Genomic DNA, 18,566 nt, shown 5'->3' on the forward strand with positions numbered 1-18,566 from the left:
CGAATCTCTTCGAGGGAGGCCGGCCCAGGTGATCCTCACGGTCACGCTGAACACCGCTCTCGACATCACCTATCGCGTACGTGGGCTGCGGCCGCACACCTCCCACCGCGTCACCGAGGTGATCGAGCGGCCGGGCGGAAAGGGCCTGAACGTGGCCCGGGTGCTCGCCGCGCTCGGCCATGAGGTGACGGTGACGGGCTTCGTGGGCGGTGCGACCGGGCGGGCCGTCCAGGACCAGCTCACGCACACACCGGGTGTCGTGGACGCGCTGGTCCCGGTGGCGGGTGCCACCCGTCGCACGATCGCGGTGGCCGACACGGCGACCGGTGACACGACTCAACTCAACGAGCCGGGCCCCTCGATCGCCCCGGCCGAATGGTCCGCATTCCAGGAGGCGTACGAGGAACTGCTGCGGTCCGCTTCGGCGGTGGCCCTGTGCGGCAGTCTGCCTCCCGGGGTGCCGGTCGGGGCGTACGCCCAACTTGTGCGCGCCGCTCGGGCGCTGGCGGTTCCGGTGCTGCTCGACACGAGCGGGGAGCCGTTGCGACGGGGAATCGCGGCACGGCCCGACATCGTGAAGCCGAACGCGGACGAACTGGCCGAGCTGACCGGCTCGCACGACCCTTCGCAGGCCACCCGGGACGCTCGCCGACGCGGGGCGCACTCGGTCGTGGCGTCGCTGGGGGCGGCGGGGCTGCTGGCCCGTACACCGGACGGGGACTGGCGTGCCGCTCCGCCGCGGGCCGTGCGCGGCAATCCCACGGGTGCGGGTGACTCCGTGGTGGCGGGACTGCTGTCGGGGCTGGTGGAGCGGTTGCCGTGGCCGGAGCGGTTGGCCCGTGCGGTGGCCCTGTCCGCGGCGAGTGTGCTGGCGCCGGTGGCGGGGGAGTTCGACCGGTCGGCGTACGAGGAACTGCTGGATCTCGTCACCGTGGACCTTTTCCAGCGTCAGGTCGAGACGCGGTGAACAGCTCGAAAACTTCGTCGCTTCAGGTCTCTTCCGCCAAGTGCTCGGCCATGCCGCGTGTCTGATCTCACGTCACATTATTCGCGCGCGCAACTACAGGCCCTGAGTTAGCATTCGAAGGTCTGTCGATCAAGAAAAAAGGAAATGTGTCATGGGCATGATCAGAGCTGGTCTGACGATGACGGCTGTGGCCGGACTGCTGCTGGGCGGCTCGCTCGCCACGCCGGCCGCGGCGGCCGATCCGAACACCTGCCCGCAAGGGTATGCGTGCGGATGGTCGGGGAAGAACAGGACCGGTGAGAGGAAGGTCAACTCTCTGACACCCGGCTGCTACGCCCTCAACCGGATCAACCGGTCCGTCTCGAACCAGACGAACTACCGCGTGGAACTCTGGAACGCCACCACCGGCTGCCAGCAGGGCACCAAGCTGGCCACTCTGAAGCCGCACACCTACGCGGACAACCCCGGTGCCGTCAACTCGATCGCGGTCTACGCGCGATAGTGCCGCGAGCCCTCGTATCGAGGGCCGCTCCTGGAGTGCGTCAACGGTGCTTCGCCCGTGACCGGGCGGAGCACCGCGCTTCGGCCCCTACTTCCAGCCGCTCTCGAGCCACAGCTGATCAAGATTGACATCGCACTGGTTTCCCGTCTCACAGGAAAGCCCGATGACGTTGGTGCCCTTGTTCAGCTGGATGTTGGCCCACGTCTCCGTCCAGCCCTTCTCGTAGTCGCCCTCGGCGGCCTTGGAGAAGTTCGCCAGGTTGAGCGGACGGTTCTGCGCCTCGCCGTTGATCGTGAGCGTGGCGTCGGCGTCCTTGCCGGGCACGCCGTAGTTGACGAACAGCGTGTACTTGCCGCTCTTGGGGATGTCGTTCATGTTCCAGGTGACCGACGCGCCGACCTGGTTGAAGCCCGCCACATAGATACCGCCGGCGGCCTCGGCTCCCTTGATGTCCGACGCCGTCGTCACGCCGGGGCCCAGCTTCAGGGCCTTCGCGTCGATCTCCGGCAGCTCCGCCGGGTCCGCGGCCGGCTTCGACGCCTCCTTGCTCGGCTCGGCGCTGTCGACGGCCGACGGGGTCGAGCCCGCCGCCTCGCCGCCCTTGTCGTCGTCCGAGTCGCCGCCGAGCATCGCGATACCGATGCCGATCACGACGGCCGCCACGACGGCGACGGCACCGATCAGCAGACCCTTGGTGTTGGGACCGCGGCCCCGACCGCCACCGCCGTGACCCTGGCCCTGGTCGGGCATCGGCTGGTAGGTGGTGGGCTCGCCGCCGGTGAAGGCCTCGGGCGCCGCGTAGTTCGCGTTCGGCTGGCCGTACGTCCCCTGCTGCTGGGGCACCTGCCCGTACTGCGCGGTGGGGGCGGTCGGCGCGGCGGACTGGCCGTACTGGCGCTCGCCGACCGGCCGCACCCTGTTGACCGAGCCGGGGTAGCCGTAGCCACCTCCGCCGCTCGGGGGCTGGGCTCCGGCGGCCTGACCGTCGGCGTACAGATAGCCGAACGGGTCGTCGTCCTCGGGCGTGCTCGCGCCGTTGTTGCCGGGCGTCATCCCTAGGTCTCCTAGCGGGTGCGGTTCAGATGCGGTACGGGGGATCGAAAGGCGAGCCTACCCGCTTCCGCTGCCCCAAACGGGTGACTCAGCTCGCATCGCATCGCTGACCTGGGGATCAGCCCGCACGCCTGTGCGCTTTGGGACGAGACCGTTTCTCTATGTACATCCGCTCGTCGGCGGACTGCAACACCTCGTCCGCCGTCATGCCACAGTGCGCCCACCCGATACCGAAGCTGGCGCCGACCCGCATGGCCCGGCCGTCGACCCTGATGGGCTGGATGATCTCGTTCCGCAGGCGTACCGCCAGGTCCTGGGCGTCGGCGCGGCCGAGGCCGTCGGCGAGCACCACGAACTCGTCACCGCCGAGCCGCGCGACCGTGTCCCCGTCACGCACGGCGCCGCCGAGCCGCCGGGCCACCTCGATGAGCACCGCGTCACCGGCGTTGTGCCCGAAGCGGTCGTTGATCGACTTGAAGCCGTCCAGGTCGCAGAAGAGGACCGCGAGCCCCTTCGTCCCGTCGTCCCGCTCGCCCTCCGGGGCGACGGTGTGCACATGGTGGTCGTAGGCGTCGAACGCCTCGGAGCCCGGCCGGTAGTCGAAGCCGTGTCCGTTCGCGTCGTACACGCCGACCGCGGTGTGCTCGGCCGGCCCGTGCCCATACGCCGCGTCGATGGTGTCGACCACGCCGGGCTCGATCGCCGCGGGCCGGGCGCACAGCCGGGCGCCGAGCCGGGAGCGCAGCTCGGCGGAGTTGGGCAGGCCGGTGAGCGAGTCGTGCGAGGCCCGGTGGGCGAGCTGCAGCTCGCGGCGCTTGCGGTCCTCGATGTCCTCGACGTGGGTGAGCAGGAACCGCGGCCCGTCGGCGGCGTCCGCGACCACGCTGTTGCGCAGCGACACCCAGAGGTACGTGCCGTCGCGGCGGCAGAGTCTCAGTTCGGCCCGCCCGCCCTCGGCGGAGGTCCGCAGCAGGGTGCCGATGTCCTCGGGGTGGACAAGGTCGGAGAAGGAGTAGCGGCGCATCGACGAGGCCGGGCGGCCCAGGAGGCGACACAGGGCGTCGTTAGTGCGCAGGATCCGGCCGTGCTGGTCGCCGCCCATCTCGGCGATCGCCATGCCGGACGGGGCGTACTCGAAGGCCTGCCGGAAGCTCTCCTCACTGGCGCGCAGGGCCTGTTGCTCCCGCTCCAGGCGGACGAGCGCGCGCTGCATATTGGCTCGTAGACGCGCGTTGCTGATGGCGATGGCGGCCTGGAACGCGTACATCTGCAGGGCCTCTCGGCCCCACGCGCCGGGGTGCCGGCCGTTGCGCGGCCGGTCCACGGACAGGACGCCGATCAGCTCGCCGCGGGAGCCGCCGGGGACTCCCGGGGTGTACATGGGCGCGAAGAGACGGTCGGCGGGGTGCCACTCGTCCTCGAAGCGCGGCGCGGGCCCGTCGGTGTACCACTGCGGGACGTCGTCCTCGTCGAGGACCCAGCCCTCCGTGTGCGGTATGAAGCGCAGATCGCCCCACGACTCGCCCATGGTCAGCCGGCGCTCCCAGGAGGTGCGGGATCCGACGCGTCCGGTGATGAGCGCCTCGGCGGCGGAGTTCCCGGCGAGGGCGGCGACCACGAGATCACCGTCGGGCTGTACGAGGTTGACGCAGGCGAGTTCGTAGCCGAGGCCGGTCACGACGCCGTCGGCGACGGTCTGCAGGGTGTCGGCCAGGCTGCGGGCCGTGTTCATGTCCGCCATGACCTGATGCAGCTGCCGCAGGGTCGCAAGACGGACGTACGGCTCCGACTCGGTCTCCATGCTCGCTCTCCCCGAGACGCTCGACAGCAACTCCAGAGTTATCCAGGCTTCTCGTCGGTACTCATCGCCTACTGATCGACTACTGATCACCCACTGGTCACTCACCGACCGCCTACCGGCCGGTCCCACTGATCGCCTACTGCTCGCAGCGTCCCCGCCACTGAATCACAGCGCGCTGCCCACTCGGTACACAGGGTCAACAAAATATGGCACCTGTGACTCAAGTCACAGGTGAAGATGAACAATTGAGTAGAGTTTCTGTGTTTTCGCCGTGCGTTTACTGAACGCAAATTGGTGGGAGATGTGCGCGCGCCTGATAGGAGGCACAAGTCACACTCCTTCCTCGGTCCTAGGACCCGGTTCGGCCCCTGGCCCGATGTGTCGCACGGACGCCGGACAATAGCGTCTTCCCGTGCTGAACACTCCCTCTGCCGCTCCTTCCGCCCCGTCCGTGCATGCTGAGGGGGTGAGCAACGACGAGTTCCGCGCCGCCATGTCCCGGCTGGCCGCGGGTGTGGTCCTGGTGACCGCGCACGAGCCGCAGCCGGACCCGGACGGCCCGAGCGGCGAGGACGTCGGCATGACGGCGACCTCCTTCATGTCCGTGTCCCTGGACCCGCCCCTCGTCATGGTCGGCCTGCGCGAGGGCTCCCGCATGGACGACCTGCTCGACGAACAGCCCCTGTGGGCCGTCTCCGTCCTCGCCGAGAGCCAGCGCCAGATCGCGGGCCGCTTCGCCATGAAGGGCCGTATCTCCGACCGTCTCCTCTTCGAGGATCTCCTGTGGGTACGCGGTGAGGCGTCCGGGGCCCCGCTGATCGACGGCTCCCTGGCGACCCTGGAGTGCCGGACCGAACAGCGGGTGACCGCCGGGGACCACACGCTGGTCATCGGCCGCGTCCTGACGTCCTCGGCCCCGAACACGGAGGGCGGGCCGCTGACGTACTTCCGGGGCCGGTACCGGCAGTTGGGGTAGCCGCCGTCGGGGTGCTGGTGGCCGGGGTGGCCGTGACCGGGGCGCTGGTGGCCGGGGTGGCCGTGACCGGGGTGGCCGTGACCGGGGTGGCGACGGTCGGGGTGGCGACGGCCGAGGCGGACCGGCGGCTGAGGCAGACCGGCGGCTGAGGCAGACCGGCGGCTGAGGTGTCGGCGGTCCGCCTCACCCTTCCAGGAAAGTGACGTCGAGCCCGGCCAGCCGCTCCGGCTCCCGGACGATGTCGATCACCGCGATCCGGCCGTGGACGACTGTGAACGACAGCACGCTGACCAGGCGCCCCTCCACGACGCCCACGACGCCGACGGCCCCGTTGACGAGGACGGGCCGTCCGACCGCGGCGAGCCGCCCGAACGTGATCGCACCGGATGCCACGGCCGCCGCACCGGTCGTCACCCCGGCCCCGGACCGTGCCACCACATCCGGATCGAGCACCGCGACAAGCCCTTCGAAGTCACCGTCGCGCGCCGCGGCCAGGAACGCGTCCACGACCTCGCGCTGCCGGTCGGGATCGCCGTCGGGCGCGGGCGCGCCGCCCTGCACCCGGCGCCGCGCCCGGCTGGCGAGCTGCCGGGCCGCGACGGGCGAACGCCCCACCACGGTCGCGACCTCGTCGAAGGGCACGGCGAACAGGTCGTGCAGCACGAACGCGAGCCGCTCGGCCGGACTCAGCGTCTCCAGGACGACGAGCAGGGCGAGGCCCACCGAGTCGGCGAGCAGCGCCTCCTGCTCGGGGTCGCCCCCGCTGACGGGCGCGAGGACCGGCTCCGGCATCCGTATGCCCGATTCCCCGCCCGGCTGCTCGTCCAGCGGCTCCTCACGGCGCGTCCGGCGGGAGCGCAGCATGTCGAGACAAATACGGCCGACCGTAGTCGTCAGCCAGCCGCCCAGGTTCACGATCTCACCGGCGTCCGACCGGCTGAGCCTGAGCCAGGCCTCCTGAACGGCGTCGTCGGCCTCGGCGAGCGAACCGAGCATGCGGTAGGCGACGGCCCGCAGACGGGCCCGGTGCGTTTCGAACCGCAGGGCGAGAATTTCGGTACTGCCGACACTCCCGGAGCCGTTCCGGCCACCGTCCTCGCCACCGTTCCGGTGGCCGTCCCTTTTGCCTTGCGACTTTCCTTCGGCCTTTTCTTCCGGCGTCAGGAATTCGTCCCCGCTCATGCGCCGCATCTCCTCCGCCACTTCTGTTCCGCACTCCCGCGCGGCCCGTCGACGAGTAGACGAACCGCGGAAGGCGGATGTGACAGGGACTTGGAGTCTCAGGTCCAGTCGCGCCCGGAACGCCCCCGCTTCATGTCGCCGCGCTGCTTCTTCTCACGGAGCCGGCGCTCGTTGATCCCGCGGGGGATCCGGGTGGCGCGGCGGGCCCGCGGCGGCGGGGCGGTGGCCTCGGCGAGCAGTGAGGCGAGCCGGACGGCCGCGGTCTCGCGGTTGCGCCACTGGGAGCGGTGCTCGGAGGAACGCACGCTGACGACACCGTCGACGAGCCGCCCGGCCAGCTTGGCGAGGGCCCGCTCCTTCCACACCGGCGGCAGCGCCTCCGTCTTCGCCAGGTCGAAGCGCAGCTCCACCTGGGAGTCGGAGGTGTTGACGTGCTGCCCGCCCGGCCCGGAGGACCGCGAGAAACGCCACATGAGCTCGGCCTCGGGCAGCGAGACGGAGCCACGGATACTGAGTTGTCTGGGGGACATACCCCCAGACCCCCGAGATGGACCGGACATGCCCCCATGGTCCCTTGTCTGTCCGGTCCACGTCACCCGTTTTTCGGCGCGCCGCCACACCCCTCCTGAAGGCTAGGTAAAGAAAGTAAAGAGGGGCGGAACCCTGGGGACCCCCTTCGGCGTTCTTAGGGGTGCCGGTAGCTTCGTCCCGTACGAAACCCGACGCGCAGGACCGCAGGACCGCACAATCGCAGGACCGCACGACCCGTACGTACGTCAAACGAGGGAAGGACTCCCAACAATGGCTGTAAGCCTGTCCAAGGGTGGCAACGTCTCGCTCACCAAGGAGGCTCCGGGCCTGACCGCCGTCACCGTGGGCCTCGGCTGGGACGTCCGCAGCACCACGGGTACCGACTTCGACCTGGACGCCTCGGCCATCGCGGTCAACCCCGCGGGCAAGGTCTACTCGGACGCCCACTTCGTCTTCTTCAACAACAAGCAGACCCCGGACCAGACGATCGTCCACACCGGCGACAACCGCACGGGTGAGGGCGCCGGCGACGACGAGGCGATCAACGTCAACCTGGCCGGCCTCCCGGCCGACGTCGACAAGATCGTCTTCCCGGTCTCGATCTACGACGCGGAGACCCGCTCGCAGAACTTCGGCCAGGTCCGCAACGCGTACATCCGCATCGTGAACCAGGCCGGCGGCACCGAGATCGCCCGCTACGACCTCTCGGAGGACGCGGCCACCGAGACGGCCATGGTCTTCGGCGAGCTGTACCGCAACGGCGCGGAGTGGAAGTTCCGCGCGGTAGGCCAGGGCTACGCGTCCGGCCTGACGGGCATCGCCCAGGACTTCGGCGTCAACGTCTGACGGCCGAACCCCGCCTGAACGGCAGCGGAGGAGCCCCCGATCCGGCACATTCGGACCGGGGGCTCCCCCGCGTCCGCACACTCACCCACTCACCCACTCACCCACGCCCGGCTAACCTGCCCGGGGTGATCATCGAACCCCTCACCCTCACGCCGGACCACGACCTCCCCGGCCCGCTCCTCACCGAACTGACCGCGCTCTACGTGTCGAACCACGAGTTCTACGCCCTCAGCGGCGACTTCCCGGACCCGCACGACATCCGCCCGGAACAAGTGGCGGCGGCGCTGGCCGACGACCTGACGAACCCGGACGCGGACGTCTTACTGGCCCGCGGCGCCGGACAACTCACCGCAGTAGCGATCACCCTCGCCCACCACCCCGACCCGGCGGACCCCGACCCGTGGATCGGCCTGCTGCTGGTGGCCGCGGAAGAACAGGGCAAGGGATACGGCAGACAACTGGCGACCCACATCGAGGACCGCTTCCGCGAGGCGGGCCGACACGCCGTACGCCTGGCCGCCCTCGACAACAACCCCGGGGCCCTCGCCTTCTGGACGACCATCGGCTACGAGATCATCGGCCACCGCAAGGACCGCCAACTGGGCCGCCCCTGCGCGGTACTGCGCAAGATCCTGCGCTAGAGAGCACCTGTTCCAGGCGACACGGCCGAGCAGCGCGAGAGACTGCCCTCAGGGCTTGTCCGGCTTGCCGTCCCCGTACAGCCAGTCCGCCCAGACCCGGGAGAAGTCCTTGTCCGGCGCCTTCTTCTCCACGTACGCCGTGAAGTCGTCCGTATCGGCGTTGCCATGCCGACGGGTGGCGGCCCAGCCCTGGATGATGCCGTAGAAGACGTCATCGCCAACGGCCTCACGAACCTTGTGGAGCACCATCCCGCCCCGCTGGTACACGGGACTGTCGGAGATACGATCCGCACCCGGCGGCTTCGCGGGCGGAAAGGCCCAGACGGCGTCGCTCTCCTCCCGGCTGTCGTAGTAGTCGCCCTCGTACAGAGCATCGAAAACGTCCTGGGCCGAGTAACCGCCGTGGTCCTCCGCCCACAGCCACTCGGCGTACGTGGCGAAGCCCTCGTTCAGCCACATGTCCCGCCAGGTCTTCGGGGTGACGGAGTTCCCGTACCACTGATGGGCCAGCTCATGGACGAGCAGCTCGACGCTCGGAGCGCCGGGAAACACGGGCCGGTTCTGCGTCTCCAGCGCGTACCCGGCGTCGTCCTCCCTCTCGACGATGGCGCCCACCGACGAGAAGGGATACGCCCCGAATTTCAGCTCGGCCCACTCCACGACCTCGGGAATACGACCGAGCACCTCACGGCTCGCCTTCGCCTGACCGGGATCCACGGCCACGTACACGGGCAGCCCATGAGGCCCCTTGGACCGCCGCACCTCGTACTCCCCCACGGCAACGGTCGCCACATACGAGGCCATCGGCTCCGCCACGTGCCAGACGAACGAGGTCCGCCCCCGCCTGGTCACCTCACTCCGCAACTCCCCGTTGGACACGGCCTTCACCCCCTCGGGCACGGTGACCCTGATGTCATACGTGGCCTTGTCGCTCGGATGGTGATTACCGGGGAACCAGGCCATGGACCCGGTCGGCTCCCCCAGCCCGATGGCCCCGTCCTCGGTCCGCAGCCAGCCCTCCTCCGACCCATCCGGATCGGTGATGGTCTCCGGCGCACCGGAGTACCGAACAACGGTGGTGAACACGGCCCCCTCATGAAGATCATCACGAGGCCGGACAACCAACTCCTGCCCCCCACTGCGGTTGAAGCGAGCCCGCTTGCCATCGACGTCCACCGACTCGACCGTCATCCCCTTGAAATCAAGGTCGAACGCACTCAGATCCTGCTCCGCCCGAGCCGTGATCTCCGCCTTCCCCGTAAGCCGACGCGCCTCCGGCTCGTACTCAAGGGTTAGCCCGTAGTGGGTGACGTCGTACCCCCCGTTCCCAGCCTTGGGAAAGTACGGATCCCGCACCCCGGACGCACCCGCGGTCCCCCGCACCCCTCCGTCACAGCCGACGAGGGCGAGCACTAGCAGAACGGCGACGGTCGCTGGACCAACGGGCACAGATCGGGGCACGACGGTGATCCTAAGACGACATGACACCATCACCCACGTGCTCGACATCGGCTACGCCCTCTCCGCCCGCTTCCCGGACCCCCCGCAGACCGACTACCGCCGCGCGGACGTCCACGCCCTCCGCCACGACCTCTTCTGCGGGGACGTCTACCTCGCCGACACGAAGGCGGACCGCGAGCTGTCCACAGGCTGGGGATGGGTGCCCGTACTCGACTTCGCGTGGGCCCTGTGCGACATCGTCGAGCAACTCGACAAGGACCCCCTCGGCAGCCGCGCCTCCCGCCCCCAGCGCGCCGAACTCGACTTCACCGAGTCCACCGACCGCATGCTCTTCGAGCGCCGCTTCGGCTGGGTCGACATCGAGTCCGACTGGATGCCGGGCGACGAGCCCCCGCTCACCTTCTCCCACACCGAACTCCGCCGCGAGGCCCGCGACTTCCTCCACGACCTCCTGGCGGACCTGACCGACCTCCACGAGGCGCTCCGCGAGAACCCGGCGATCTGGAGTCTTGAGGCCCGCTTCCCCAGGCTGCCCTGACCCAGCACGCCTCCCCTGGGGGCTCCGCCCCCAGCCCCCCGATCGGCCTAAACGGCCTCGTCCTCAAACGCCGGACAGGCTGAGTATGCGAGGCCTCGCCCAATAGGCGACCACCGACACCCGAAGCCCAAGCCCCAGCCCCAGCCACCGGCCGGACGAACAGTCAAGTCCTCCCCCCCCCGGAGACGGAACCAGGGACGGAGACGGAGACGGGGAACTCACCCGCGGCCGACCACGCACGAGAGCGGAGACGGCGCCGGGGACGCACCCGCAGCCGACGACGCACAGGAGCGGGGGCGAGGACCGGGACAGACCGCCAGCCGGCAACGAACGGGAGCGGGGACGAAACCAGGGAGACCCGCAGCCGGCAACGAACGGGAGCGGGCCGTGCCGGTACGTCGAAAGCCCGCCGCATAGGGCTCCTCCGGCAAGCAGAACCCTTCAATCCCACAGCCGTATACCCGGCACGCGGCGGGCTCGACGTACCGGCACGGCCCGCGCCCCACCCCCACAGGCAGCCGGTCTCAGACCTCCACCCCCACCACCCGAACCCCCATCTCCGCCGCGAACACCCCCGCCAGGTCCATCAACTGAGCCGGACTGATCACGGCCCCCGCCAACCGATCAACCCCCCGCGCGAACCCCACTTCGGCCGCCCGCCGCAGATCAACGTCCACGAGCGTCGCCCCACTGAGGTCCGCCCCCTTCACCACACAGTCCACAAACTCCACCCGCTCCAACCGAGCACCCCCGAAGTCCGGCTCGACGAGCACACACCCCTCAAAAACGACATCCCTGAGCCGAGCCTCCCGCAGATTCAGGTAGTCGATCTTCCCCCCACGCACAACGACCCGCTCCAACACAGCCCCGTGCCACTGCACCCCACCCAGCCGCGCATCAACAACCTCCACATCCCGAAAGGTCGAAGACCCAAGATCCGTACCCACCCCCCGGATCCCACTCAGCACAGAGTCCAGCACCCGCGCCCCCCGCAGCCGAGTCTCATCCACCGCACACCCCACCAGCGCACAGTCCATGAACCGCGCACCCCCACCGTCCTGCCCCACGAAGTCGACGTCGCTGAACCGCAGCCCGTCATAGTCCCCGTCAGGCTCCAGCTCCCCACCCCCAAAAGGCTCAAGCGGCGGCAACCGCACCTCGGGCCGCCGAGCCCCCTTGACCCCCAACTTCGCCCCCAACTTCGCCCCCAACTTCTCCCCCACCTTCGCTCCCGCCTTCGCCACGTTCCTCACCATCCCCCCATCCTGCACCCACCCACCGACAATCCCCCTGACCTGCCAAAACACCCACCGATGTCACATTCCGAAGCCTCCGAGGAGTCATACAGGAAAGCAATCGCCCCGGACCCGAGGAGACCCAAGCCCATGCACCGCATCACCATCGTCGGCGGCGGCTTCGCCGGCCTCACCGCGGCCATCACCGCCGCGGAAGCAGGCGCCAAGGTCACCGTGTACGAAGCCCACCACACCCTCGGCGGCCGAGCCCGCACCACAGAGGGCCCGTACAAGACGAACGAGGGCCCCCACGCCCTCTACAAGAACGGCCCCCACTGGACCTGGCTCAGCCAACGCAACCTGATCGGCGAACTCGCCCCGCTCCCACCCCTGGAGGCCGCCCGCCTCCGCCTCCGCCACAAGGGCACCCTCCGCCGCACCCCACCGTTCGCGATGCTCAAACTCCTCCGCCGCACGGCCGAACAGGCCCCCGTGGACCAGGATTTCAAGACCTGGGCAACAAACATCGCCGGCGAGGAGGGCGCAACCGCGGCGGCCCACTACTCCGCGGTCGCCCTCTTCCACCACGACCCGGGCGCGCTCTCCGCAGCGTTCGTACAGGAACGCCTGCGCCGCGCGACAAAGCTGCCCCCCGAGGCGCACTACCCGCGCGGCGGCTGGGCGAGCGTGATCGACAGGATGGCGGCAAGGGCCTGGAACCTCGGCGTACGCGTCGAAACCCTGGCCCGCGTCAACGAACTCCCCACCGAGCACGGCCCGGTCATCGTCGCCACCTCCCTCAACGCGGCCCGCACCCTCCTCAGGGACAGCTCCCTGACCTGGACGAGCGGCCGCACGGCCCTGATCGACCTGGCGCTCCGTACCCGCAGGGGCGACGCGTTCGCAGTCTCCGACCTGGACGCACCGGGCTGGATCGAGCGGTTCACGGCCCAGGACCGCACGCTCGCCCCGGCGGGCGAACAACTCCTCCAGGGCCAGATCCCGATCGCCCCGCACGAGTCCCGCGCGGACGGCATCGCCCGCGCCGAGGAACTGCTCGACCTCGCGTTCCCGGCCTGGCGCGACCGAGTGACGTACCGCAGCGAGGCGCTCGCGAACGGCCGCACCGGCGCGGTGGACCTGCCCGGTACGAGCTGGCGGGACCGCCCCCGCATCGACCGGGGAAACGACGTCTACCTGGCGGGCGACCAGGTAGCGGCGCCGGGCGTGCTCTCCGAAGTCTCGTTCAACAGCGCGCTGGCAGCGGTGTCACTGGCGCTGGGCACGCGAACGAGGCCGGCCCTTGACCTGAAGCACGCTTGAGGTTGAACGCTGATGACAACGCAAGAACAACCCGCAACCCCAACCCGGAACCGGAAGCCAAAACCGAGAGCCGCACCCCCAAACCGAGAGCCGAGAGCCAAAACCCAGAGCCCCACCCCAAACCCAGAGCCCCACCCCAAAGCGAGAGCCCCACCCAAACCGAGACCCCCGCCCAACACCCCACCCAAGGATCCCCATGCAAGCCACCCGCCTCCACACCTTCGGCCCGGCCGAGAACCTCACATACGAGCGAACGGACGCCCCCCGCCCAGCCCCCGGCCAGGTCCGCATCCAGGTCGCCGCCGCAGGCGTACACCTACTGGACACGGCGATCCGGGCGGGCATCAAGGGCCCGCTCCCGGCGCTGCCCGCACTCCCCACGATCCCCGGCCGCGAGGTCGCCGGCACGGTCGAGTCCCTCGGCGAGGGCGTCGCCGCACTCTGGCTGGGCAAGCGCGTGGTGGCCCACCTGGGCTTCAACCCGGGCGGCTACGCCGAACTGGCCGTCACGGACGTGGACCGCCTCCACGAGATCCCCGCGAACCTGGACTTCGCAGAGGCAGTAGCGATGATCGGCACGGGCCGTACGACGATGGGGATCCTCCAGTTCGCCGACCTGACCCCCGACTCCGTAGCCATCGTCCCCGCCGCGGCGGGCGGCATCGGCACCCTCCTCGTGCAGTACGCGAAGCACGCGGGCGCCACGGTGATCGGCCTGGCGGGAGGCCCCGAGAAGGTGGCACGCGTCGAGAAGAACGGCGCGGACCTGGCCGTCGACTACAAGGACCCGAACTGGCCGGACGAGGTGAGGCGGTTCCTGGGCGACCGCAGAGCCACGATCGTCTTCGACGGCGTAGGCGGCGCCACGGCCCGCAAGTCGGTAACCCTGCTCTCCACCCCAGGCACCACCACTCCAAGCACCACCACCCCAGGCACCACCACCCCAGGCACAGCCACCACCCCGGGCACCACCACCCCAAGCACAACCCCCACCCCGCACACCCCCAACGCCAAACACCTGGTCTTCGGCTGGTCGGGCGCGGGCCTGCACGACGGCACCCCGTACCTCGTCGAGGGAGTATCCGAATCGGTCCTGGGCCCCGTGATGATGCAGAAGACCGGCGGCCCGAACCCCATCCGCACCCTGGAACTCCGAGCCCTCACCGAGGCCGCCGAAGGCCGCCTCACCCCGGCGGTCCAACGCTTCCCGCTCTCACAGGCGGCAGCAGCCCACAGGGCCCTGGAAAGCCGGAACACCATCGGCAAGGTGGTCCTGGAACCGTGAACATGCTCAGCGCCCGAACATGCTCCACACGCCCACCCCCGAACCAACGGCAGTGGTGACCGCGGTGACAAGCCGAGCGGGAAAGTGATCGGCGGTCACTCGGAACCCTCCGACACGGAGTTCGAAGTACGGCAGTGGTTCGGACGGTCGCGGTTCGTGCGGGCATGGCGGCTTGGGCACGGAGATCCCCCGGCTCGTATGTCGGTGAGTGAGCACGGCTCACCCTGCCGCGATGACCACCCCCGCCAAAGCACCGAACGCGGGCCAAGTCAGTTATAGGACGAACGGCTTGTCCTCGCCCAGGCCCTTCAACGCGTCGTCCGTGAGCCGATACACCGTCCACTCGTCCTGCGGCCGGGCCCCCAACGCCTCGTAGAAGTCGATGGACGGCTTGTTCCAGTTGAGCACGGCCCACTCCAGCCGCTCGTACCCCCGCTCCACACAGATCCGGGCCAACTCCCCGAGCAGCGCCTTCCCGTACCCACCGCCCCGCGCCTGCGGACGTACGTACAGGTCCTCCAGATAGATCCCGTGCACGCCACGCCACGTCGAGAAGTTGAGGAACCACAGCGCGAACCCGACCGGCTCGCCGTCCGCCGACTCCGCGATGTGCGCGAACGCGGCCGGCCGCTCCCCGAAGAGCGCCTCGCGCAACTGCTCCTCGGTGGCTCGGACCTCCTCCAACGCCTTCTCGTACTCGGCCAGTTCACGGACCAGGGAGTGGATCACAGGCACATCTGCGGGAGTCGCGGTACGAATCATGCGGGCAGGCTACGACGGCGCTACTGCCACCCAAAAGCGAAAAACCCCAAGCAACCCACAGCCTTCAACGCCCTCACCCCCCTCAACGCCCAAGCAACCCCCGCGCAATCCCAACCTGCTCAACGTCCAACCCCTCCCCCTCCTCCACCCGCCACAACGAGTTCTGCAGCACCCGCCCGAGCGTCCAGGCCCGGGCCCGCTCCCGGTCAAGCCCCAGCGTCTCCGTCATCAAGTCAAAGCGCCGCGCCAACTGTCCCTCCCCGTACCGATTCCACAACGCGGGCAGCAGCTCGAACCCCGGGTCCCCCGCCAACGGCTTCGGATCGATGACGAGCCACGGTTCGCGCTCGGCCGCGAGGACGTTCTCGAAGTGCAGATCCCAGTGCAGCAGCCGGTCCCCGGGCTCGCCCGCGACCTCGCGCAGGGCCGCCGCGCAGTCCTCCAGCAGCCGCCGGTCACCCTCGGCCCCGCCTTGCCCCTCAAGGGACTTGAGGACGGCCGGCAACCGCTCGAACATCCCCGCGACGACCCCGTCCAGCCGCCGCACCCCCTCCGGCGCAGGCACGGCCGTCAGCCGGGCCAGCAGCTCCGCGAGGATCCGGGTGGCCTCCATCACATCCGCCACGGCGGCCAACGGCCGCCCCTCGTCGAGCCGTTCGAGCAGCAGCGTGCCCGTCTCCGCGTCGTCCTCCAGCAGCCGTACGACCCCGTCGCCGCCCCAGGTCCGCAGCGCGAGGCCCTCGCCGACGGTCTCTTCGTCCACGTCCTGGAGCTTCAGCGCGGCCCGCGTGCCGTCCTCGCGCACCACCGGCAGCACGACCGAGACCCGCCCGCTCATGGGCGTCCCTTCCTGCCGCAGCCCCCACCTGTCCAGGAACTCCTCGCCCCGCTCCAGCAGCCGCGCGTACCGAACCATGACCATCACCTCACGCAACCATGGAATCCGAAGGAGACACCCGCCACCCGGAGAAGCTAACGTCCCGCGCATGAGCAGCACGGAGAACGCGGACCGCGCGACCGACACGGCACGCGCGGCGCAGGCGCCCCGCACCGCCGACGGGCCCCCCACCGTAGTCAACGGCGGCATATCGTTCTGGTACGCGCAGGACGGCCTCCCCGCGCCCCGTGAGCCCCTCCCCGGGGACGCGAGTGCCGATGTGGTGATCGTAGGTGGCGGCTACACGGGCCTGTGGACCGCGTACTACCTGAAGAAGGCCGCGCCCTTCCTGCGGATCACGGTCCTGGAGCAGCGGTTCTGCGGCTACGGGGCGTCCGGCCGCAACGGCGGCTGGCTCTACAACGGCATCGCGGGCCGCGACCGGTACGCGCGCCTGCACGGCCACGAGGCCGCCGTACGCCTCCAGGAGGCCATGAACGCCACGGTCGCAGAGGTCGTACGGGTCACCGAGGAAGAGGACATCGACGCGGACGTCCACCGGGGCGGCGTACTCGAAGTCGCCTACACCCCGGCCCAGTTGGCCCGCCTCAAGGCCTTCCACGAGACGGAGCTCTCGTACGGGGAGAAGGACCGCGAGCTGTACGGCGCGCGCGAGACGGCCGACCGTATCCGGGTCGCTGACGCCGTGGGCTCCACCTGGACTCCGCACGGCGCCCGGCTGCACCCCGTCAAGCTGCTCAAGGGACTGGCCGCGGCCGTCGAGGCGCTCGGCGTCACGATCCACGAGTCGACGCCCGTCACCGAGATCAGACCCAAGCACGCCGTCACGCCGTACGGCACGGTCCGCGCCCCCTACATCCTGCGCTGCACGGAGGGCTTCACGGCCTCCCTGAAGGGCCAGAAGCGGACCTGGCTCCCCATGAACTCCTCGATGATCGCCACCGAGCCCCTGACCCCCGCCCAATGGGAGTCCATCGGCTGGGAGGGCCGCGAGACCCTCGGCGACATGGCGCACGCCTACATGTACGCCCAGCGCACCGCCGACGACCGCATCGCGCTGGGTGGCCGCGGAGTCCCGTACCGCTTCGGCTCACGCACGGACAACGACGGCCGCACGCAGCCGTCGACGGTCAAGGCGCTGCGCGAACTCCTCGTCCGGTTCTTCCCCCAGCTCACCTCCGTCGCCGTGGCCCACGCCTGGTCGGGCGTCCTCGGTGTCCCGCGCGACTGGTGCGCCACGGTCACCCTCGACCGCTCCACGGGCCTCGGCTGGGCCGGCGGCTATGTGGGCTCGGGCGTCGCCACCGCCAACCTCGCCGCACGCACCCTCCGGGACCTGATCCAGCGGGATTCCGGCCAATCCGGGGCGACCGACCTCACCACGCTCCCCTGGGTCGAACACAAGGTCCGCAAGTGGGAACCGGAGCCTTTCCGCTGGCTCGGGGTACACGGCATGTACGCGACGTATCGAGCCGCCGACCGCCGCGAACTCACCACCCATGCCGCACAGTCGTCCCGGATCGCGCGTATCGCCGACCGGGTCGCGGGCCGCTGAGACAAGGGGAACCCCATGAGCACCGCAGTCATGGACACGGTCCGTTACTCCTCCGACGGTCAGCTCCTCGACATCCATCGCGCCGCCGCCCCGGACGCCCCGACGGTCCTGCTCTGGCACGGGCGCGGCCCGGCCGAGCGGGACGTCCTGGGCGCCCTGGCCGCGGAGGTGGCCCGCCTGGGCGCCACCGTCATAGTCCCCGACTGGCACCCGGACGCCCCCGACGGCGGCCGCCCCCACCTCGAAGCGTCCCTCCGCTTCACCTGGGACTACGTACGGGACCCGGCGGAGGTCGTCCTGGTCGGCTGGTCGCTCGGCGGCCGGGCCGCGATGGCCACGGCCCTGCGCCCCGACCCGCCGGAGGGCTGGCGCCCGGCCGCCGTGGTCGGCATCGCCGCCCGCTACAACCAGCCCGAGCCCCTGCTCGGCCTGCCCTCCCCGATGGCCGTCTGCGCCTCCGCCCCGCCACTACCCATCCACCTCGTGCACGGCACGGCGGACCGGGTCTGCGACTTCGCCAACGCCCACGCCTTCCAGACCGCCCTGGCCGCCTGCGGCCGCCCGGCACCCCTCACCGTGCTCACCACGGACCACTCTGGCGCGGTGATGGCCGAGTACGCCCCCGAACTGGGCCGCTGCCGCCCCGCCCACTCCGGATCCGCCCACCGCGAGGGCCTGCGCACGGCCCGCGTCATCGCGCAGGCGGCGGGCCTACGCCCGCGGGAGGACCGGGTCAGCGGCTGACCCGTACCCCCGTGGACCATCGGCAGCGCGGTCACGGCCGGTCTCGGCCGGCGCCGGCCGACCACAACCGGGACCACAACCGGGCCCGCTGACGACCACCCGGCTCACGCTCTCCGTCGGCGTCGCGTCCACCGAACGACAATGCCCAGCTCAGGCAGCACCTGAGCTGGGCATTTAAAAGAGCCCCCTGTCGGATTCGAACCGACGACCTACGCATTACAAGTCCGGGCAGGATCTTGCTGGGTGGTCACGGACTGTTCTTCGGT

General features: G+C 70.2%; 19 protein-coding genes. 11 read left to right on the forward strand and 8 right to left on the reverse strand.

The genetic code is table 11. The features are described 5' to 3' along the window. Nucleotides 1-28 precede the first annotated feature (28 nt). Complete coding sequence (locus tag ACIBEI_RS44795) at nucleotides 29-967, forward strand: 1-phosphofructokinase family hexose kinase (RefSeq protein WP_398896839.1); 939 nt, start codon at nucleotides 29-31, stop codon at nucleotides 965-967. 151 nt (nucleotides 968-1,118) lie between these two features. Beyond that, a complete protein-coding gene (locus ACIBEI_RS44800) occupies nucleotides 1,119-1,469 on the forward strand; it encodes a peptidase inhibitor family I36 protein (protein ID WP_398896840.1) in 351 nt (116 codons plus the stop codon). An 87-nt stretch (nucleotides 1,470-1,556) separates the two neighbouring features. On the opposite strand, the gene ACIBEI_RS44805 is transcribed toward ACIBEI_RS44800, so the two are convergent. Together ACIBEI_RS44805 and cdgB are read right to left on the reverse strand one after the other, a co-directional pair. Next, entirely contained in the window at nucleotides 1,557-2,522 is a 966-nt protein-coding gene (locus tag ACIBEI_RS44805) for a carbohydrate-binding protein (protein WP_398896841.1), read from the reverse strand. 118 nt (nucleotides 2,523-2,640) lie between these two features. Then, nucleotides 2,641-4,323: a diguanylate cyclase CdgB gene (cdgB, locus tag ACIBEI_RS44810; protein ID WP_398896842.1), complete on the reverse strand. Its 1,683-nt coding sequence runs from the start codon at nucleotides 4,321-4,323 to the stop codon at nucleotides 2,641-2,643. A 412-nt stretch (nucleotides 4,324-4,735) separates the two neighbouring features. Between cdgB and ACIBEI_RS44815 the strand changes: the two genes are divergently transcribed. Both ACIBEI_RS44815 and ACIBEI_RS44820 read left to right on the forward strand, forming a co-directional pair. After that, a complete protein-coding gene (locus ACIBEI_RS44815) occupies nucleotides 4,736-5,299 on the forward strand; it encodes a flavin reductase family protein (protein WP_398896843.1) in 564 nt (187 codons plus the stop codon). A gap of 26 nt (nucleotides 5,300-5,325) precedes the next feature. Beyond that, the gene (locus ACIBEI_RS44820) at nucleotides 5,326-5,448 is read left to right on the forward strand and encodes a hypothetical protein (RefSeq protein WP_398896844.1); all 123 of its coding nucleotides are present in this window, start codon (nucleotides 5,326-5,328) and stop codon (nucleotides 5,446-5,448) included. A 34-nt stretch (nucleotides 5,449-5,482) separates the two neighbouring features. Here ACIBEI_RS44820 and ACIBEI_RS44825 read toward each other — a convergent pair whose 3' ends face one another. Continuing rightward, nucleotides 5,483-6,481 carry a sigma-70 family RNA polymerase sigma factor gene (locus tag ACIBEI_RS44825; protein WP_398896845.1) on the reverse strand — a complete coding sequence of 333 codons (999 nt, stop codon included), beginning with the start codon at nucleotides 6,479-6,481 and terminating at the stop codon, nucleotides 5,483-5,485. 98 nt (nucleotides 6,482-6,579) lie between these two features. Beyond that, nucleotides 6,580-7,011 carry an alternative ribosome rescue aminoacyl-tRNA hydrolase ArfB gene (gene arfB, locus ACIBEI_RS44830; RefSeq protein ID WP_398896846.1) on the reverse strand — a complete coding sequence of 144 codons (432 nt, stop codon included), beginning with the start codon at nucleotides 7,009-7,011 and terminating at the stop codon, nucleotides 6,580-6,582. 271 nt (nucleotides 7,012-7,282) lie between these two features. Between arfB and ACIBEI_RS44835 the strand changes: the two genes are divergently transcribed. Both ACIBEI_RS44835 and ACIBEI_RS44840 read left to right on the forward strand, forming a co-directional pair. Beyond that, nucleotides 7,283-7,858 (forward strand): TerD family protein, encoded by a 576-nt coding sequence (locus tag ACIBEI_RS44835; RefSeq protein ID WP_266498322.1) that lies wholly within the window; start codon nucleotides 7,283-7,285, stop codon nucleotides 7,856-7,858. 125 nt (nucleotides 7,859-7,983) lie between these two features. After that, nucleotides 7,984-8,499: a GNAT family N-acetyltransferase gene (locus tag ACIBEI_RS44840; protein ID WP_398896847.1), complete on the forward strand. Its 516-nt coding sequence runs from the start codon at nucleotides 7,984-7,986 to the stop codon at nucleotides 8,497-8,499. Between the two features lie 48 nt (nucleotides 8,500-8,547). On the opposite strand, the gene ACIBEI_RS44845 is transcribed toward ACIBEI_RS44840, so the two are convergent. Then, entirely contained in the window at nucleotides 8,548-9,960 is a 1,413-nt protein-coding gene (locus ACIBEI_RS44845) for a M1 family metallopeptidase (RefSeq protein WP_398896848.1), read from the reverse strand. Nucleotides 9,961-9,997: 37 nt separating this feature from the next. Between ACIBEI_RS44845 and ACIBEI_RS44850 the strand changes: the two genes are divergently transcribed. Continuing rightward, nucleotides 9,998-10,498 carry a hypothetical protein gene (locus ACIBEI_RS44850; protein ID WP_200396712.1) on the forward strand — a complete coding sequence of 167 codons (501 nt, stop codon included), beginning with the start codon at nucleotides 9,998-10,000 and terminating at the stop codon, nucleotides 10,496-10,498. A gap of 524 nt (nucleotides 10,499-11,022) precedes the next feature. Here ACIBEI_RS44850 and ACIBEI_RS44855 read toward each other — a convergent pair. Next, entirely contained in the window at nucleotides 11,023-11,754 is a 732-nt protein-coding gene (locus ACIBEI_RS44855) for a pentapeptide repeat-containing protein (RefSeq protein WP_398896850.1), read from the reverse strand. Between the two features lie 129 nt (nucleotides 11,755-11,883). On the opposite strand from ACIBEI_RS44855, the gene ACIBEI_RS44860 reads away from it, so the two are divergent. Both ACIBEI_RS44860 and ACIBEI_RS44865 read left to right on the forward strand, forming a co-directional pair. Then, on the forward strand, nucleotides 11,884-13,056 hold the full coding sequence (locus ACIBEI_RS44860) for an FAD-dependent oxidoreductase (RefSeq protein ID WP_398896852.1): 1,173 nt from the start codon (nucleotides 11,884-11,886) through the stop codon (nucleotides 13,054-13,056). A 196-nt stretch (nucleotides 13,057-13,252) separates the two neighbouring features. Further along, entirely contained in the window at nucleotides 13,253-14,341 is a 1,089-nt protein-coding gene (locus ACIBEI_RS44865) for a zinc-binding dehydrogenase (RefSeq protein ID WP_398896854.1), read from the forward strand. A 273-nt stretch (nucleotides 14,342-14,614) separates the two neighbouring features. On the opposite strand, the gene ACIBEI_RS44870 is transcribed toward ACIBEI_RS44865, so the two are convergent. Beyond that, on the reverse strand, nucleotides 14,615-15,103 hold the full coding sequence (locus ACIBEI_RS44870) for a GNAT family N-acetyltransferase (RefSeq protein WP_398896856.1): 489 nt from the start codon (nucleotides 15,101-15,103) through the stop codon (nucleotides 14,615-14,617). 82 nt (nucleotides 15,104-15,185) lie between these two features. Next, nucleotides 15,186-16,019 (reverse strand): aminoglycoside phosphotransferase family protein, encoded by an 834-nt coding sequence (locus ACIBEI_RS44875; RefSeq protein ID WP_398896858.1) that lies wholly within the window; start codon nucleotides 16,017-16,019, stop codon nucleotides 15,186-15,188. Nucleotides 16,020-16,089: 70 nt separating this feature from the next. Between ACIBEI_RS44875 and ACIBEI_RS44880 the strand changes: the two genes are divergently transcribed. Continuing rightward, nucleotides 16,090-17,556, forward strand: a complete 1,467-nt coding sequence (locus ACIBEI_RS44880) for an NAD(P)/FAD-dependent oxidoreductase (RefSeq protein ID WP_398896860.1) — start codon at nucleotides 16,090-16,092, stop codon at nucleotides 17,554-17,556. A 15-nt stretch (nucleotides 17,557-17,571) separates the two neighbouring features. After that, nucleotides 17,572-18,300: an alpha/beta hydrolase gene (locus ACIBEI_RS44885; RefSeq protein WP_398896861.1), complete on the forward strand. Its 729-nt coding sequence runs from the start codon at nucleotides 17,572-17,574 to the stop codon at nucleotides 18,298-18,300. The last annotated feature ends 266 nt before the right edge of the window (nucleotides 18,301-18,566 follow it).

Origin of the sequence: Streptomyces sp. NPDC050988 (genome assembly GCF_044456225.1) — a bacterium.
Classification (GTDB): domain Bacteria; phylum Actinomycetota; class Actinomycetes; order Streptomycetales; family Streptomycetaceae; genus Streptomyces.

Bases quoted from the DNA above. Each gene is read 5' to 3' on its own strand.
- ACIBEI_RS44800 (WP_398896840.1), top strand. From the start codon at position 1,119: ATGGGCATGATCAGAGCTGGTCTGACGATGACGGCTGTGGCCGGACTG.
- ACIBEI_RS44805 (WP_398896841.1), bottom strand. From the start codon at position 2,522: ATGACGCCCGGCAACAACGGCGCGAGCACGCCCGAGGACGACGACCCG.
- cdgB (WP_398896842.1), bottom strand. From the start codon at position 4,323: ATGGAGACCGAGTCGGAGCCGTACGTCCGTCTTGCGACCCTGCGGCAG.
- ACIBEI_RS44825 (WP_398896845.1), bottom strand. From the start codon at position 6,481: ATGAGCGGGGACGAATTCCTGACGCCGGAAGAAAAGGCCGAAGGAAAG.
- arfB (WP_398896846.1), bottom strand. From the start codon at position 7,011: ATGTCCCCCAGACAACTCAGTATCCGTGGCTCCGTCTCGCTGCCCGAG.
- ACIBEI_RS44835 (WP_266498322.1), top strand. From the start codon at position 7,283: ATGGCTGTAAGCCTGTCCAAGGGTGGCAACGTCTCGCTCACCAAGGAG.
- ACIBEI_RS44855 (WP_398896850.1), bottom strand. From the start codon at position 11,754: ATGGTGAGGAACGTGGCGAAGGCGGGAGCGAAGGTGGGGGAGAAGTTG.
- ACIBEI_RS44860 (WP_398896852.1), top strand. From the start codon at position 11,884: ATGCACCGCATCACCATCGTCGGCGGCGGCTTCGCCGGCCTCACCGCG.
- ACIBEI_RS44865 (WP_398896854.1), top strand. From the start codon at position 13,253: ATGCAAGCCACCCGCCTCCACACCTTCGGCCCGGCCGAGAACCTCACA.
- ACIBEI_RS44870 (WP_398896856.1), bottom strand. From the start codon at position 15,103: ATGATTCGTACCGCGACTCCCGCAGATGTGCCTGTGATCCACTCCCTG.
- ACIBEI_RS44875 (WP_398896858.1), bottom strand. From the start codon at position 16,019: ATGGTTCGGTACGCGCGGCTGCTGGAGCGGGGCGAGGAGTTCCTGGAC.
- ACIBEI_RS44880 (WP_398896860.1), top strand. From the start codon at position 16,090: ATGAGCAGCACGGAGAACGCGGACCGCGCGACCGACACGGCACGCGCG.
- ACIBEI_RS44885 (WP_398896861.1), top strand. From the start codon at position 17,572: ATGAGCACCGCAGTCATGGACACGGTCCGTTACTCCTCCGACGGTCAG.